The sequence below is a fragment of the Methylobacterium sp. C33D genome (assembly GCF_053345825.1).
Genome location: NZ_JBKFAV010000004.1, coordinates 197,933 through 213,142 on the forward strand (window position 1 = coordinate 197,933; position 15,210 = coordinate 213,142).

The following is a 15,210-nucleotide window of genomic DNA, read 5'->3' on the forward strand; positions in this document are numbered from 1 at the left end:
CATGGAGGACGCGATGGCGCATCCGGCCCCGACGCGCGAGGACGCTCCGGCGACTGCGCACGCCCGGGTGCGGACGCGCTACGCGGACGATCTCTACACCTGGGTTCAGGAGCAGGTGGCGCTGCTCCGCGCCGGCCGTGTGGACGCGCTCGACCTCGAGAATATCGCCGAGGAGCTGAGCGACGTGGGCCTGAGCGAGTATTACCGGCTTCAGAGCGCAGTCGAGATCATCCTTCTACACATGCTGAAGTGGGACTATCAACCGGCGCGGCGAAGCCGCAGCTGGGCACTCAGCATCGCCGAGCATCGGGAGCGCGCCCTCATCCAGATGCGGAAGAGCCCCGGCTTGAAGTCGAGCCTCGACGAGATCCGGCACGATGCGTTCCGGCTTGGTCGCCTCGGGGCAGCCCGCGAGATGAAACGCGCGCTCAAATCCCTGCCCGCGGATTGTCCCTACAGCTGGGACGAGATCCTGAACCGCCCCTTCGCGTTCGACGACGACCGGTAGCCCCGCATGTCCATCTCCAACCGCAAGCCCGGCGAGCGCCGCGAACCCGTGGCCGAGCCCCTGAAGCGCTCGGTGGCCGGGTGCCTGCGCGCCATCGCCCGGCGCTCCGAGGTCGAGGTCACCTACGCCACCGACCGGCCGGCGCTGACCGGCGACAAGGCCCGCCTCCCCGAGCCGCCGCGCAAGCTCTCGGCCCAGGATGTCGCGGTGCTGCGCGGCAATGCCGACGCCATGGCCCTCCGCCTCGGCTGCCACGACGTGGCCGTCCACCGCCGCCTCGCGCCCGAGAACAGCGCCGCCCGCGCGGTCTACGACGCGGTCGAGCAGGCGCGCGTGGAGGCGATCGGCTCGCGCCGGATGGCGGGCGTCGCCAGCAACATCTCGGCGATGCTGGAGGACCGCTACCACCGCGGCGGCAAGTACGAGACCATCACCGACCGGGCCGACGCCCCGATGGAGGACGCCGTCGCCCTGATGGTGCGCGAGCGCCTGACCGGCCAGAAGCCGCCCGAGGCCGCCACCAAGATCGTCGAGCTGTGGCGCGAGCATATCGAGGCCAAGGCCGGCCCGAACCTCGACGGGCTGCTCGGCTCGATCGAGGACCAGCGCAAGTTCGCCCGCTCGGTGCGCGACCTCCTGACCTCCCTCGACATGTCGGACGAGACGCCGTTCGACGCGGAGGACGACGAGAACGACGACGAGAACGACGCCCAGGACGACGAGCAGAACCCCAGCGAGGGCGATTCGGAGGAGAAGAGCCAGGGCGAGCGCGCCGAGATCGAGACCTCCGAGGAGGCCTCCGAAGAGATCGAGGAGGGCGCCCAGGAATCCGCGGACGCGCCGTCGGGCGAACTGCCCGAGGAGGCCGAGGACGCGGAGTCGGAGGAAGCCTCGGAGGCGTCGCGCCCGCCGCAGCGGCAGGGCAACGAGGCGCGCGGGCCCGAGTACCGGGTGTTCAACCCCCGGTTCGACGAGGTCATCCACGCCGAGGAGCTGTGCGACGCCGACGAGCTGTCGCGCCTGCGCTCCTACCTCGACAAGCAGCTCTCGCACCTGCAGGGCGTGGTCGGCCGCCTCGCCAACCGGCTCCAGCGCCGCCTCCTCGCCCAGCAGAACCGCGCCTGGGACTTCGACCTGGAGGAGGGTCAGCTCGATCCGGCGCGGCTGGTCCGCGTCGTCATCGACCCCTACCAGCCCCTCTCCTTCAAGCAGGAGAAGGACACGAACTTCCGCGACACGGTGGTCACGCTGCTGCTCGACAATTCGGGCTCGATGCGCGGCCGGCCGATCACCGTCGCGGCGACCTGCGCCGACATCCTGGCGCGGACGCTGGAGCGCTGCGGCGTGAAGGTGGAGATCCTGGGCTTCACCACTCGCGCCTGGAAGGGCGGCCAGAGCCGCGAGGCCTGGCTCGCCGCCGGCAAGCCGCCGAACCCCGGCCGCCTGAACGACCTGCGCCACATCGTCTACAAGGCGGCGGACGCACCCTGGCGGCGCGCGCGGAAGAACCTCGGGCTGATGATGCGCGAGGGTCTGCTCAAGGAGAACATCGACGGCGAGGCCCTCGACTGGGCGCACAAGCGCCTGCTCGGCCGGCCGGAGCAGCGCAAGATCCTGATGGTGATCTCGGACGGCGCGCCGGTGGACGATTCGACCCTGTCGGTGAATGCCGGCAACTACCTCGAGCGGCACCTGCGCTGGATGATCGAGGAGATCGAGACGCGCTCGCCGGTGGAGCTGCTGGCCATCGGCATCGGCCACGACGTGACCCGGTACTACCGGCGCGCCGTGACGATCATCGATGCCGAGGAGCTCGGCGGGGCGATGACCGAGAAGCTGGCCGAGCTGTTCGAGGAGGACGGCGCGGCGCCGGCGGGCCGCATGCTGCGCGCGGCAGGCGGCCGGCGCTGATCGCCGGTTCGGACCGAGCCGCTGCTCCGGCTCCCGGGCCGTCCGGTCCGGGACCTCATCCTGAGGTGACAGAGCGCTGCGACTGACGCGTCCCTGCCGTCATCGCGAGCGAGGACGGCGGCGTCGGAAGCATCGACCGGAAACGGCCTGCACGGGACTGTCCGGATCAGTCCGCCTGTCGCGCGCAAGCGGAAACCGCCGCGGCCCCGGGGGCCACGGCGGTTGGAACCGTCCGATGAAGGATGGCTGGAAGCCCGACGAATCAGGCCGCGGCGGCCGGGGTCTCGGCGAGCTTCTTGTGGATCTCGCGCTTCAGGAGACGCGCGGTCTGCGACAGGTCGCCCTCGCCGGCCTTGATCAGGAAGGCGTCGAGGCCGCCGCGGTGCTCCACCGAGCGCAGGGCGTGCGCGGTGACCCGCAGGCGGACGCGCTTGCCCAGCGCGTCGGACTGGAGGGTGACGTTGCACAGGTTCGGCAGGAACCGGCACTTGGTCTTGCGGTTCGAGTGGCTCACGAGGTGGCCGACCTGAACGGCCTTGCCGGTGAGTTCGCAGCGGCGCGCCATGATAAAAAACGATCCCGTCTCGTTCCGCCCGGTGAAGACCCGATCGCGGCCGGCGCGATCATCGTCGCAGCGGGCGGCGCCCATTGCGTGTTCCAGGTCCGGCGGAGTCCTGTTGAAGGCGCGAGCCTATAGGCGACGAAGGCGCGGTGCGTCAAGGTGCAGAGGGAGGCCGGCGTCGCGCCGGACGCCCAACGATCTGTTAACCACGATGCCGGGATATAGCCTTCTTCCACCTGCAGGAAGGCGCCTCGCCCGCTCCGTGCGTCGCAGAGGACGCCGGCGAGCGGGTGTGTTCGAGAGGGTGCGTTCGAGCGAGTGTCTTGGCCCGCCCGCCCTGGGATGCGATCCGGATCATGAGCGCCACGCCAATCCGTCGAATGATCAAGCCGTCGAAGACGCACGCTGTCGGCCGCCTCGCGGGCAGCCTCGCGGGCAGCCTCCTGGCGGTCGCGACCCTCGCGGTTCCGACCGATGCCGGCGCGCGGGCGTCGCGGACCAAGCGGGCCGCGCCCGCCGCCGCGACCGTGGCGGTCGATTACGGGATCAACCTCGCCGGCCTCCCGATCGGCACGGCCCGCCTCGCCGGCTCCTTCGACCGCGACCGCTACATGATGGACGTGTCGGCCGTGCTCACCGGCCTCGTCGGGGCGATCACCGGCGGCAAGGGCTCCGCCCGGGCCTCCGGAAGCTTCTCGGCCGCGCCGCAGCCCGGCGCCTTCGCCATCGCGACCCAGACGGCGACCTCCGGCATCGCGGTGCGCATGGCCCTGGCGCGCGGCAACGTCGTCCAGGCCGAGATCACGCCGCCGCTCGTCGACATGCAGGACCGCGTGCCGGTCACGCCGGCGAACAAGCGCGGCATCATCGACCCGGTGAGCGCGCTGCTGATGCCGACCCAGGGGCGCGGCGAGCCCCTCGACCCGGAGAACTGCAACCGGACCCTTCCGGTCTTCGACGGCGCCACCCGCTTCAACGTGGTGCTGAGCTACGCCGAGACCCGCCCGGTGCAGAAGCCCGGCTATGCGGGGCAAGTCCTCGTGTGCAACGCCCGCTATCAGGCTGTGGCCGGCCACCGCCCGGACCGGCCGGGGGTGAAGTTCATGGAGGAGAACCGCGAGATGTCGGTCTGGCTCGCCCCCGTCGAGGGGACGCGCGTCCTGATCCCGCTGCGCATCTCGGTGCTCACCACGATCGGCACCAACATCATCGAGGCCACGCGCTGGAGCCAGAGCGGCACGTCGGCGACCGCCGGCACGGCTGGCACCGGCACGGCCGGCAACAGCGTCGCGCAGGCGAGCCTGGCCGCGCAGTAGCGGCGGCGAGGGGGGCGTTTGACCGGCGGCCGGTTTCCCGGCACCTCGGCGCGGCGCGGCAGCCGCGCGGGGAGGTCAGCAGTGCCCAAGGGCTACATCATCGTCCGGATGACGGTCACCGACCCGGACACCTACAGGGACTACGCCGCCATGGCCTCCGAGGCGATGCGCAAGTACGGCTGCAAGCCGCTGGTGCGCGGCGGCCGCTGCGAGGCGCTGGAGGGCGAGGGCCGTCCGCGCAACGTCGTGCTCGAATTCGAGTCCTACGAGGCGGCGCGCGCCTACTACTTCTCGCCCGAGTACCAGGCCGCCGTGGCCAAGCGCCGGCCCGCGGGCATCGGCGAGGTGGTGCTCGTCGAGGGCGCCGACTGATCGGCGCATCGGCCGCGGCCGGATTCGACGCGGCCCGCTCCCGCGGCGGCGCGGAATGACCCCGGGGACGCGCGGGGCCCGACATCACCCTGCGCCCGCCGGCCGTGACGACGGGAACGCCCGCGGCGCAAACCGGCGCCCCGCGGCCGCACGCGTGCTCGAACGCATCGTCGCGCGGGTGGAGGGAATCTTCACGTTCCCGGCGATAATGGGCGGATGTGCTGGCCTGCCCTCCGAATCGCCCTCGTCCTGACCGCGCTCGCAGGTCCGGCCGCGGCACAATCCCTGAGCGCCGGACCCGCCGATCCGGGCTGCGGCGGTGACGCCTTCTCGTCGGCCGAAGTCGTCGAGAACAAGCCGCCCCGTCGCGGCCCCCTCGTCGCGACCCCCGACACGCTCTGCGCCGACCTGGCGCCCCAGCCGGGCACGCCGACGACGCAGATCGACATCTACCCGATGATCACGCCGCAGATTGGACCTGGCGGCGGCGGCATCCCATATGGGGGAGGACCGTACCGGCCCTAGCGTCCCCGACGCGGCCGGCCGGTCGAACCCGCCTCCCCGCCCGCGCCGCGACGGCGCCGCGACGGCCTTCCCGCTCGAAGGAACCGCCGACCATCGACGCGCTGCTCCGCCCCACGCCCAGCCGCTCGCTGTCCCGCGAGGCCCGCGCCCGCGGCGTCACCGCGGTCCTCGGGCCGACCAACACCGGCAAGACGCATCTCGCCATCGAGCGGATGCTCGCCCACCCGACCGGCATGATCGGGCTGCCCCTGCGGCTGCTCGCCCGGGAGGTCTACCTGCGCGTCGTCGCGAAGGTGGGCCCCGAGAAGGTCGCCCTCGTCACGGGCGAGGAGAAGATCAAGCCGGACCGTCCGCGCTACTGGATCTGCACCATCGAGGCGATGCCCCGGGACCTCGACGTGGCGTACGTCGCCATCGACGAGATCCAGCTCGCCGCCGACATGGACCGCGGCCACGTCTTCACCGACCGCCTGCTCTACGTCCGCGGCCGCGAGGAGACGCTCCTGATCGGCTCCTCGACCATGCTGCCGCTGGTCCAGAGCCTGATCCCCAACGTACACACCACCACGCGGCCGCGCCTGTCGCAGCTCACCTTCGCGGGGGAGAAGCGCCTGTCGCGCCTGCCCCGGCGCACCGCGATCGTAGCGTTCTCGGCCGAGGAGGTCTACGCGATCGCCGAGCTGATCCGGCGCCAGCGCGGGGGCGCCGCGGTGGTGCTGGGCGCGCTCTCGCCGCGGACCCGCAACGCCCAGGTCGAGATGTACCAGGCGGGGGACGTCGACTACCTCGTGGCCACCGACGCGGTCGGGATGGGCCTCAACCTCGACGTCGATCACGTCGCCTTCGCGGCCAACTGGAAGTACGACGGCACCCGCTTCCGCAAGCTCACCCCGGCCGAGATGGGCCAGATCGCCGGCCGGGCCGGCCGCCACCTCGCGGACGGCACCTTCGGCTCCACCGGCCGCTGCCCGCCCTTCGAGGCCGAGCTGGTGGAGCGGCTGGAGAGCCACGATTTCGATCCCCTGCGCATCCTGCAGTGGCGCAACCCGGATCTCAGTTTCGGGAGCCTGGAGGGCCTGCAGGCGAGCCTCGACGAGCACCCGCGCGAATCGGGCCTGACCCGCGCCCCCATGGGCGAGGACCAGCAGGCCCTCGAGATCCTCATGAAGGAGGACGACATCCGCGACATGGCGCGGAGCGCCGCCGCGGTGCGCCGCCTGTGGGACGTCTGCGGCGTGCCGGATTACCGCAAGGTCCACCCGCAGGTGCACGCCGATCTGGTGGCGCAGCTCTACCGCTTCCTCATGAAGGGCATGGCGGGCCGCATCCCCGACACGTGGTTCGCCGAGCAGGTCGCGATGATCGACCGGACCGACGGCGACATCGACACGCTGTCCCGTCGGATCGCGCAGGGCCGCACCTGGACGTTCGTGGCGAACCGTCCCGACTGGCTGCGCGACCCAGAACATTGGCAGGGCGAGACGCGTCGGGTAGAGGACAGGCTGTCCGACGCCCTGCACGAACGCCTCGCGAGCCGCTTCGTCGACCGGCGCACAAGCGTCCTGATGCGGCGCCTGAGAGAGAACACGATGCTCGAAGCCCAGATCACCGCCGACGGTGACGTCACCGTCGAGGGTCAGCATGTCGGCCACCTTCACGGATTCCTGTTCGTTCCCGATGCCAGCGCCGAGGGGCACGAGGCCAAGACCCTGAGGAGCGCCGCCGAGAAGGCGCTCGGGGGCGAGATCGAGGCGCGGGCCGAGCGATTCGCCGCGACCGCCGATTCCACCCTCGTGCTCTCGCACGACGGCACGATCCGCTGGACCGGCGCGCCCGTCGCCAAGCTCACCCCCGGCGAGAAGCTGTTCGCCCCGCAGATCCGTCTGCTGGCGGACGACAGCCTGACCGGCGCGCATCGCGAGAAGGTCGAGGCCCGCCTCGACGCGTGGCTGAAGGCCTACATCGTGCGGCTGCTCGGGCCGCTCATGGAGATCGAGACCGCGGCCGATCTCACCGGCCTCGCCAAGGGGATCGGCTACCAAGTGGTCGAGGCGCTCGGCGTGCTGGAGCGCTCGAAGGTGGCGCACGAGATGCGCAGCCTGGACCAGGACGGCCGCGGGGCCCTGCGCCGCCACGGCGTCCGGTTCGGCGCCTACCACATCTTCCTGCCGGCCCTTCTGAAGCCGGCGCCGCGCACGCTCGCGGCCCAGCTCTGGGCCCTGCGCAACGGCGGCCTCGACCAGCGCGGCCTCGACGAGATCGCGCATCTCGCCGGCTCGGGCCGCACCTCGATCAAGGTCGACCGCGAGATCGCCAAGGGGCTCTACCGCGCCGCCGGCTTCCGGGTCAGCGGCGAGCGCGCGGTGCGCGTCGACATCCTGGAGCGCCTCGCCGACCTGATCCGCCCGGCCATCGCCTACCGGCCCGGAACCACCCCGGGCGCCCCGCCGGACGGCACCGCCGACGGCGACGGGTTCGTGGCCACCGTCGGCATGACCTCGCTGGTCGGCTGCTCGGGCGAGGATTTCGCCTCGATCCTGAAATCGCTCGGCTACACGGCCGAGGCGCGTCCCGGCCCGGCCATCACGGTGCCGCTCGTCCCGGCCGCCGCCACGGCACCGGCCGCGCCGGCCGCCGCCGCCGAGGCGTCCTCCGACGAGGCCGTCGCCGCGCAGGCGGACGCCGCCGAGCCGACCGGCGACGAAGCCCTGGCCGCCGAGGGCGCCGAGGCCGCCGCCGACCACGCTCCCGCAGCGGAGGAGTCACCGGCTGCCGATGCCGAGGCGGCGCCCGCCGAGGGCGAGATTCCGGACGACGCGGCCAGCGCGCCCGTCGACGCGGCAGCCGACGAACCCGCGACCGAGCCCCCCCACCCCGAGGCGGAGCAGCCGGTCGCGGCGGCCGCGGGTGCCGAGCCCGCCGCCGAGCCAGCGGCCGCCGAGCACACGGCCGCCGAGGAGGCCGCGCCCACCGCCGACGCCGACCCCGAACCCGCCGCGGACGTGTCGGCGGAGACCGCCGGTGCCGAGGGCGAAGCGGCCGCCGAGATCCCGCAGATCGAGGTCTGGCGCCTGCAGCGCCACCAGCGTCCGGCCCACCAGCGCCCGCAGAACCGACCCCGCGGGGCCGGCCGGGGTCGCGACGGCGGCCAGCAGGGCCAGCACCCGGGACATGGACGTCCCGAGGGGGGCCGGCCCGATCAGCGCCGGGCCGAGGGTGACGGCGGCGGCCCGCGGCCCGGCCGAGACCGCGGCCCGCGTCGCGACCGCTTCGAGGCCGGCCGGCCGGAGCGCCGCGACGACCAGCGCAGCGCGGAGCAGCGCCATTCCGGCCCGCGTCCCGACCAGCGGCCGCCGCGGCGCGAGCGGGCGCCCGACCCGGACTCGCCCTTCGCCAAGCTCGCGGCCCTGAAGGCGCAGCTCGAGGCCGGCGACGGCGGGAAGCGCTGACCCGCGGCGGATGCGCGAGGATCGGCAGCGCCTCGACAAGTGGCTGTGGTTCGCGCGCTTCGCGCGGACCCGGTCGCTCGCGGCGCGGCTGGCCTCCGACGGCTTCGTGCGGGTGAACGGCAGCCGGGCCGAGAACCCCGCGAAGGCGGTCGGCATCGGCGACGTGGTGACGGTGGCGGCGCCGCACGCGACGCTGGCGGTGCGGGTGCTCGGTCTCGGCCTGCGCCGCGGCCCGGCGCCGGAGGCGCGGCTGCTCTACGACGACCTGTCGGGCGGCGCCCTGTCGTTCGAGGTCGGCTCGGACGGGCCCTCGGAGTGATGAGGCCGCGCCACAGCGGCCGCGCGCGCGACCCGACGCGAACCCATGCGGCGCCCGCGCGCTTGTCAGTCCGGGAGGCAGCGTCTAGAGCCGTGGGCCTCCGAGGTCCGGCTCCGTGCCGGGTCTCACCGGCGTTCCCCTCGCAGCACCCTCCGGGCGCGCGGGCCGTCTCCAGGCTCCGCCCGGGCCAAGTCGAGTTTTAGGACGAAGACATCCGATGACCTACGTCGTCACCGACAATTGCATCAAGTGCAAGTACACGGACTGCGTCGAGGTCTGTCCGGTGGACTGCTTCTACGAAGGCGAGAACATGCTCGTCATTCATCCGGACGAGTGCATCGATTGCGGCGTCTGCGAGCCGGAATGCCCGGCCGAGGCCATCAAGCCCGATACCGAATCGAACCTCGACACGTGGCTGAAGCTGAACGCCGACTACGCCAAGAGCTGGCCGAACATCACGCAGAAGAAGGAAGCCCCGGCCGACGCCAAGGAGTGGGACGGCAAGACCGGGAAGCTCGAGGCGCATTTCTCGCCCAACCCCGGTTCGGGCGACTGACCCCGGGCGGTCCCCGCAGGTTCTGACGCCGGCCCGCGGTTTGCTTCCCAGAGTGCGGGAAGATCTGCCGAGCCCGTCCCGCCGCTGAACCGCGCGACGGGGCCGCGTCATACGAAGCCCTGATACGCGGCCAGGTCATTCCTGTCCCGCCGCACCAGTGTAAAACTCTTTGGCGCCGCGCTTGGTCCGCGCGTGCGTCTTCAGGGATGCTTTGATCTGCGCGCCGGATTGTGGTAGACAATCCGCCTGCCGTCGCTCGCGCCAGACGTGCTCCCTTCATCTGAAACGCCTTCGAATTTCGTGGGTTAGGGGTAGTACGCGCTCGACCGCCGAAGGTGACTTCGGCGGACGGGCCAGACGCCTGCACGGTCGCGCCGGGGAACGTCCGGACTCGCGCGCTCGGCGTCGGGTCCGGGAGCGGCGAGGCAGACCGGGTGTCCCGCCCGGAAGAACACGGTTTCGCGCGGCGCCGAACGCTGCGCGCCAGTGGAGGCCCTTCTCGCATGACCACAGTCAAGAAGACGACGACCGCAGGCCGGCAGGGCTTCAAGACCGGCGAGGCTGTCGTGTATCCGGCCCACGGCGTCGGTCGCATCACCGCGATCGAGGAGCAGGAGATCGCCGGCTACAAGCTTGAGCTGTTCGTCGTATCGTTCGAGAAGGACAAGATGGTCCTGCGCGTCCCCACCGCGAAGGCCAACAGCGTCGGCATGCGCAAGCTCGCCGAGCCGGAACTGGTGAAGAAGGCCCTCGACCTGCTGACCGGCCGCGCCCGGATCAAGCGCACCATGTGGTCGCGCCGCGCCCAGGAGTACGAGGCCAAGATCAACTCGGGTGACCTGCTCGCCGTCACCGAGGTCGTGCGCGATCTCTTCCGGTCCGAGGCCCAGCCGGAGCAGTCCTACTCCGAGCGTCAGCTCTACGAGGCCGCCCTGGACCGGATCGTGCGCGAGATCTCGTCGGTGAACCGCATCACCGAGACCGAGGCGCTGAAGCTGATCGAGCAGAGCCTCGCCAAGTCACCCCGCCGGGCGAAGAGCGAGGCGGAGCCCGAGGCCGAGGCCGACGGGGACAGCGAGGGCGACGACATTCAGGAGGAGGCCGCCTGAGGCGCCTCCCACCGCGAACGTCATCGAACCCGGCCCTGAGGGCCGGGTTTTTTGTGCCCCGGCAGGCCGGACGCGGTCGTTCCGCGACGACCGGGCTGGACGACGCGCGGCCGGATCCCATCTGATCGCACGGAACACGATTTCGTGGCCGCCCGGCTGTCGCATTGTGGGGCATCGGGGCGGAACTTTCGCGTTCGGCCTTCCGTTGTCGGTTGCCTGGCGTCGCCTCCCGGTGACGCCTGCGCGTCGGGCTATCGGCTCGACGCCGCAACAGCACTCGACAACAAGAGGCAGGCGGATGGCTGAGATCGCGGGAATTCGACGGCAGTTCATAAGGACTGCCATGGAGGCACCCTTCCTGGCCCGGGAAGAAGAGCGCGGCCTCGCCGTCCGCTGGAAGGACGAGCGCGACGAGCGGGCCCTCCACCGTCTGATCTCGGCCCATATGCGCCTCGTCATCGCCCTGGCGGGGCGTTTTCGTCACTACGGCCTGCCGATGGCCGACCTCGTCCAGGAAGGGCATGTCGGCCTGATGGAGGCCGCGGCCCGCTTCGAGCCCGAGCGGGACGTCCGCTTCTCGACCTACGCGACGTGGTGGATCCGCGCCTCGATCCAGGACTACATCCTGCGCAACTGGTCGATCGTGCGCGGCGGGACTTCCTCGGCGCAGAAGGCCCTGTTCTTCAACCTGCGCCGGCTGCGCGCCCGGCTGATGCAATCGACCGAGGAGCATGTCGGCGACGAGATCCACCGCCGCATCGCCAGCGCCATCGGCGTCTCCCGGGACGACGTCGCCCTGATGGACGCGCGCCTGTCGGGCCCCGACATGTCGCTCAACGCCCCCGTGGGCGAGGACAGCGACGCCTCCTCGGAGCGGATGGACTTCCTCGTCGACGGCGCCGACCTGCCCGACGAGACGGTGAGCGCCACGGTCGACGGCGAGCGCCGGCTCAGCTGGCTCCAGCAGGCCCTGACGGTGCTGTCGGAGCGCGAGCTGCGCATCCTGCGCGAGCGCCGCCTCGCCGAGGATCAGGCGACCCTGGAGGCCCTGGGCCAGCGGCTCGGTATCTCCAAGGAACGCGTCCGCCAGATCGAGAACCGGGCCCTGGAGAAGCTGCGCCGCGCCCTGGCCGACCGCTTCCCCGCCGCGACGGGCAGCCCGCATATCGGCTGAGCCGCCCCGGCCGCGTCCCGCGCGCGACCCGAAGCCCGGCCCTCCGAGGCCGGGCTCTCGCGTTCCGGCAGGTCGTGCGGGCGGCTCCCGCGCGCGCGGCGCGACCGGTTCAGGCTCCCTGCGCGGCGGCGTCGCGCCGCTCGCGCCGTCGGCGACGCCGGCCGGGCTCGGGCGTGGCGTCGAGCCAGATCACCAGCGCGAGGGCGCCGAGCGCCGGCACGCCGAGGGCCAGGAAGGCGCCGGTCCAGCCGAACAGCCCGTAGGACAGGCCGCCGTACCACCCCGACAGCGCCCCGCCGACGCCCTGCACGGCGTTGACGCTGCCGATGGCCGTCTGCGTGCGGCCCGATCCCCAGGTCAGGTCGGCGACGACGACCGGCACGGCCACCCCGACGATGCCGGAGGCGACGCCGTCCAGCACCTCGGCGGCGATCAGCCAGACCGGGTCGTCGATCAGGCCGGACAGGAGCGCCCGCACCGGCAGGACCGCGAAGGCGACCATGAGCAGCTGGCGGCGGCCGCGCCTGTCGGCGAGCGATCCGGCGAACAGCGCCACCGGGACCATCACCAGCTGGGCCACCATGACGTAGCGGGCCGTCCAGGTCGTCGCGTCGGCCGCGGTCGCGACCAGTTTCTGGCCGAGCAGCGAGAGCATGCCGCCATTCCCCAGGTTGAACAGGGTCAGCGCGACGGTCAGCACCAGCAGGCGGCGATTCCCGAGAACCTGGCGGATGCCGCTGCGCTCCGGCTCGTCCGCGTCCTCCTCCTTCCAGCCGACGGCGCGGCGGCGGTTCCAGGCGCCGGCCGGCGTCGTCACCGTGGCGACGATCGCCGCGAGCGCCATGCCGCCCAGCACCCAGAACGCGATCGCGGGGCCGAAATAGCCGGTGCCGAGGCTGATGGCGCCCGCCGCGATCAGGATGCCGACGTGGTTGAAGGCCTGGTTGCGCCCCTGCTGCGCGGGGAACCGGTCCTTCCCGACGATCCCGAGGGTCAGCGACGCGACGGCCGGGAGCAGCAGGGTCCCGCCCGCCGCGGCGAGGAGCTGCGCGCACAGCACCGCCGGGAAGCTGCGGGCCGGCAGGAGCAGCAGCGTGCCCGCCAGGATCGCCGCGCAGGCCATCGCGATCAGCAGGCGCGGGCGCGGGAACCGGTCCACCAGGGCGCCGAACGGACCGCTCAGGAACAGCGTGCCGATCCCCACCAGCGTGATGACGAACCCGACCCGCGCGGGGCTCCACGAGGCCGATTGCGCCAGCCAGGTCCCGAGGAAGGGTCCGAGGCCGCCCTGGATGTCACCGATGAACAGGTTGATCAGGGCGAGGTTTGCGGTGGGAGCCATGCGATCCTGGAGCCGTTTCGGGCTCCGGACCTGTACTCCGCTCCCGGTACGGTCAAGCCCGGATCGTCGCCATCGTCGCCGCACGGCCCCCGCAGCGGCGTCGCGGCGCCGGTCTCACGGTCGCCCGCACTGCTGCCTCGGCCCGTCCCGGACGACCACGTCTCCGAATCGGCCTCGCCGCGATTGAGGGAGACGTCCGCCGGCGCGCGGCCGGGGGCCCGGGCGAGATCGCGGACCCCGGCCCGATCCGGGGCACGGCGATGCGGGTTCCCGACGCGGTCGGGCGCCCCCGGACCGAGGTCTCCGTCGGCGGCGTGACGGCGGGGGTGGCGGCCCTGGCGCCGAGCACGGCACCGGCCGGCGCCGCGGGGGTCGGCAGCCGGTTCAGGCCGCCCGACCTGCCGTGCCCCGTCGTCGTGCTGCGCGCCGGCGGCGGCCCGTCGCGGTCCCGGCGGCCGCAGAGCAGCCACCGGCCCGTCCTGCCCTTACGAGGCGAGCGGGCCCTGGGCGCCCTGCTGCTCCATCATCTTCTGCCGGTAGAGACCGACGAAATCGATCGGGTCGATGTAGAGGGGCGGGAAGCCGCCGTTGCGCACCGCCTCGGCCACGATCTGGCGGGCGAAGGGGAAGAGCAGGCGCGGGCACTCGATCATCACCGCCGGGTGGATCTGGTCGGCCGGGATGTTGAGGAGCCGGAAGACACCGGCATAGGTGACCTCGAAGGCGAACAGCACCTCGTTCTGGACCTTGGCGTCGCCCTCGAGCTTCAGCTCGACCTCGAAATCGGTCTCGGAGAGCTGCTGCGCGTTGACGTTCACCTGGATGTTGATCTGCGGCCCCTGGCCCTCCTTGGGCTGGAGCGAGCGCGGCGCGTTCGGATTCTCGAAGGACAGGTCCTTCGTGTACTGCGCCAGGGCATTGATGGTCGGGACATCGCCCTGCGGCATGCCGCCGCCGTTGCCGTTCGCTGCCGGGGAATCGGCCATGCGGATCATCCTTCTCGATCGACCGGCAGGGCCGGCGCGGGTTGTTGTCGCGGCGGGAGCGGCTGGATCACGCCGCGGAACTGCCCAAACGGCAGGGCCGCTAACACGCGGGCCGAGCCTGGACAAGCGAGCGGGTCCGGCGCTGGCGCCGGCGGCCTGCGCGACCCATATCGACGGCTGACGCGATTGACGCGTGGGTTCGATCGTCCGGCCGACACAACCGGCTCGCTCCCGGCGCGTTGGTCGGATATGAGTCGGCCAGACCTCTGCGCGCTTAGCCGGCGCCGCACCGCGCGTGACCTGAGCAGGGGGCACAGGGTCTCGCCGCGGCCACCATCGGATCGGTGATGCAGGACAGTTTCGACGTTACGACGATCATCTTCCTCGCGCTGGCCGTCTTCGTGATCTGGCGTCTGCGCTCGGTGCTCGGCCAGAAGACCGGGGCGGAGCGCTCGCCGTTCAAGCCGGTCGACCGCAGCCGCACCGAGCCGCAGGCGCGCTCCGATGGAGACAACGTGGTGCGTCTGCCCGGCGCCGACCGGGTCCAGGCCGCGCCGGCGCCGGCCGCCGCACCGCGGGACTGGCGGGGTATCGCCGAGCCGGGGTCCGAGGTCGCCCGCGGGCTGGAGGCCTGCGTCCAGGCCGAGCCCAGCTTCGATCCCCGCGCCTTCATCGAGGGCGCCAAGTCCGCCTACGACGCCATCATGATCGCCTTCGCCAAGGGTGACCGGAAGACCCTGCGCGGCCTGCTCTCGAAGGAGGTCGGCGAGGCGTTCGAGCGGGCGATCGCGGAGCGCGAGCGCAACCGGCAGACGCTCGAGACCACCTTCGTGTCGATCGACAAGGCGGAGATCGTCGCCGTCGAGGTGCGCAACCGCGTGGCGCACGTGACCGTGCGCTTCCTGTCGAACCTGATCACCGCCACCCGCAACGCGGAGGGCAAGGTGGTGGACGGCAGCGCCGAGACGGTGGTCGAGGTGCCGGATGTCTGGACGTTCGCCCGCACCCTCGGCTCGCGGGATCCGAACTGGCAGCTCGTGGCCACCGAGGCCGGCGCCTGAGCCAGTGACCGGCGTCCCGT

At 72.3% G+C, this 15,210-nt stretch carries 14 protein-coding genes; 11 read left to right on the forward strand and 3 right to left on the reverse strand.

Annotated elements, in window-relative coordinates; genetic code table 11:
* Position 1 precedes the first annotated feature (1 nt).
* Entirely contained in the window at positions 2-508 is a 507-nt protein-coding gene (locus ACLBXO_RS04505) for a DUF29 domain-containing protein (protein ID WP_447684620.1), read from the forward strand.
* A gap of 6 nt (positions 509-514) precedes the next feature.
* Complete coding sequence (cobT, locus tag ACLBXO_RS04510; protein WP_447684621.1) at positions 515-2,419, forward strand: cobaltochelatase subunit CobT; 1,905 nt, start codon at positions 515-517, stop codon at positions 2,417-2,419.
* 262 nt (positions 2,420-2,681) lie between these two features.
* Here cobT and rpmB read toward each other — a convergent pair whose 3' ends face one another.
* The gene (rpmB, locus tag ACLBXO_RS04515; RefSeq protein ID WP_012320636.1) at positions 2,682-2,984 is read right to left on the reverse strand and encodes a 50S ribosomal protein L28; all 303 of its coding nucleotides are present in this window, start codon (positions 2,982-2,984) and stop codon (positions 2,682-2,684) included.
* Between the two features lie 377 nt (positions 2,985-3,361).
* On the opposite strand from rpmB, the gene ACLBXO_RS04520 reads away from it, so the two are divergent.
* The 8 genes from ACLBXO_RS04520 (at position 3,362) to ACLBXO_RS04555 (ending at position 11,801) form a co-directional block, all read left to right on the forward strand.
* Complete coding sequence (locus tag ACLBXO_RS04520; protein WP_419539317.1) at positions 3,362-4,297, forward strand: DUF3108 domain-containing protein; 936 nt, start codon at positions 3,362-3,364, stop codon at positions 4,295-4,297.
* Between the two features lie 81 nt (positions 4,298-4,378).
* Positions 4,379-4,669 (forward strand): DUF1330 domain-containing protein, encoded by a 291-nt coding sequence (locus ACLBXO_RS04525; RefSeq protein WP_331313448.1) that lies wholly within the window; start codon positions 4,379-4,381, stop codon positions 4,667-4,669.
* 216 nt (positions 4,670-4,885) lie between these two features.
* Positions 4,886-5,194 (forward strand): hypothetical protein, encoded by a 309-nt coding sequence (locus tag ACLBXO_RS04530; RefSeq protein ID WP_447684622.1) that lies wholly within the window; start codon positions 4,886-4,888, stop codon positions 5,192-5,194.
* Between the two features lie 101 nt (positions 5,195-5,295).
* Entirely contained in the window at positions 5,296-8,643 is a 3,348-nt protein-coding gene (locus tag ACLBXO_RS04535) for a helicase-related protein (protein ID WP_447684641.1), read from the forward strand.
* 10 nt (positions 8,644-8,653) lie between these two features.
* A complete protein-coding gene (locus ACLBXO_RS04540; protein ID WP_447684623.1) occupies positions 8,654-8,962 on the forward strand; it encodes an RNA-binding S4 domain-containing protein in 309 nt (102 codons plus the stop codon).
* A gap of 217 nt (positions 8,963-9,179) precedes the next feature.
* Entirely contained in the window at positions 9,180-9,518 is a 339-nt protein-coding gene (fdxA, locus tag ACLBXO_RS04545) for a ferredoxin FdxA (RefSeq protein ID WP_012320642.1), read from the forward strand.
* A 503-nt stretch (positions 9,519-10,021) separates the two neighbouring features.
* The gene (locus ACLBXO_RS04550) at positions 10,022-10,627 is read left to right on the forward strand and encodes a CarD family transcriptional regulator (protein ID WP_331313446.1); all 606 of its coding nucleotides are present in this window, start codon (positions 10,022-10,024) and stop codon (positions 10,625-10,627) included.
* Between the two features lie 298 nt (positions 10,628-10,925).
* Positions 10,926-11,801, forward strand: a complete 876-nt coding sequence (locus tag ACLBXO_RS04555) for an RNA polymerase factor sigma-32 (protein ID WP_012320644.1) — start codon at positions 10,926-10,928, stop codon at positions 11,799-11,801.
* Positions 11,802-11,910: 109 nt separating this feature from the next.
* Here the strand turns inward: ACLBXO_RS04555 and ACLBXO_RS04560 are convergent, their stop codons facing one another.
* Complete coding sequence (locus tag ACLBXO_RS04560; protein ID WP_447684624.1) at positions 11,911-13,143, reverse strand: MFS transporter; 1,233 nt, start codon at positions 13,141-13,143, stop codon at positions 11,911-11,913.
* Between the two features lie 485 nt (positions 13,144-13,628).
* Positions 13,629-14,129 carry a protein-export chaperone SecB gene (secB, locus tag ACLBXO_RS04565; protein ID WP_447684625.1) on the reverse strand — a complete coding sequence of 167 codons (501 nt, stop codon included), beginning with the start codon at positions 14,127-14,129 and terminating at the stop codon, positions 13,629-13,631.
* Positions 14,130-14,476: 347 nt separating this feature from the next.
* On the opposite strand from secB, the gene ACLBXO_RS04570 reads away from it, so the two are divergent.
* Positions 14,477-15,190 carry a Tim44/TimA family putative adaptor protein gene (locus tag ACLBXO_RS04570; protein ID WP_447684626.1) on the forward strand — a complete coding sequence of 238 codons (714 nt, stop codon included), beginning with the start codon at positions 14,477-14,479 and terminating at the stop codon, positions 15,188-15,190.
* The last annotated feature ends 20 nt before the right edge of the window (positions 15,191-15,210 follow it).

Coding starts and splice junctions, on each gene's coding strand:
- ACLBXO_RS04505 (WP_447684620.1), top strand. CDS start 2: ATGGAGGACGCGATGGCGCATCCGGCCCCGACGCGCGAGGACGCTCCG.
- cobT (WP_447684621.1), top strand. CDS start 515: ATGTCCATCTCCAACCGCAAGCCCGGCGAGCGCCGCGAACCCGTGGCC.
- rpmB (WP_012320636.1), bottom strand. CDS start 2,984: ATGGCGCGCCGCTGCGAACTCACCGGCAAGGCCGTTCAGGTCGGCCAC.
- ACLBXO_RS04520 (WP_419539317.1), top strand. CDS start 3,362: ATGATCAAGCCGTCGAAGACGCACGCTGTCGGCCGCCTCGCGGGCAGC.
- ACLBXO_RS04530 (WP_447684622.1), top strand. CDS start 4,886: ATGTGCTGGCCTGCCCTCCGAATCGCCCTCGTCCTGACCGCGCTCGCA.
- ACLBXO_RS04540 (WP_447684623.1), top strand. CDS start 8,654: ATGCGCGAGGATCGGCAGCGCCTCGACAAGTGGCTGTGGTTCGCGCGC.
- fdxA (WP_012320642.1), top strand. CDS start 9,180: ATGACCTACGTCGTCACCGACAATTGCATCAAGTGCAAGTACACGGAC.
- ACLBXO_RS04550 (WP_331313446.1), top strand. CDS start 10,022: ATGACCACAGTCAAGAAGACGACGACCGCAGGCCGGCAGGGCTTCAAG.
- ACLBXO_RS04555 (WP_012320644.1), top strand. CDS start 10,926: ATGGCTGAGATCGCGGGAATTCGACGGCAGTTCATAAGGACTGCCATG.
- ACLBXO_RS04560 (WP_447684624.1), bottom strand. CDS start 13,143: ATGGCTCCCACCGCAAACCTCGCCCTGATCAACCTGTTCATCGGTGAC.
- secB (WP_447684625.1), bottom strand. CDS start 14,129: ATGGCCGATTCCCCGGCAGCGAACGGCAACGGCGGCGGCATGCCGCAG.
- ACLBXO_RS04570 (WP_447684626.1), top strand. CDS start 14,477: ATGCAGGACAGTTTCGACGTTACGACGATCATCTTCCTCGCGCTGGCC.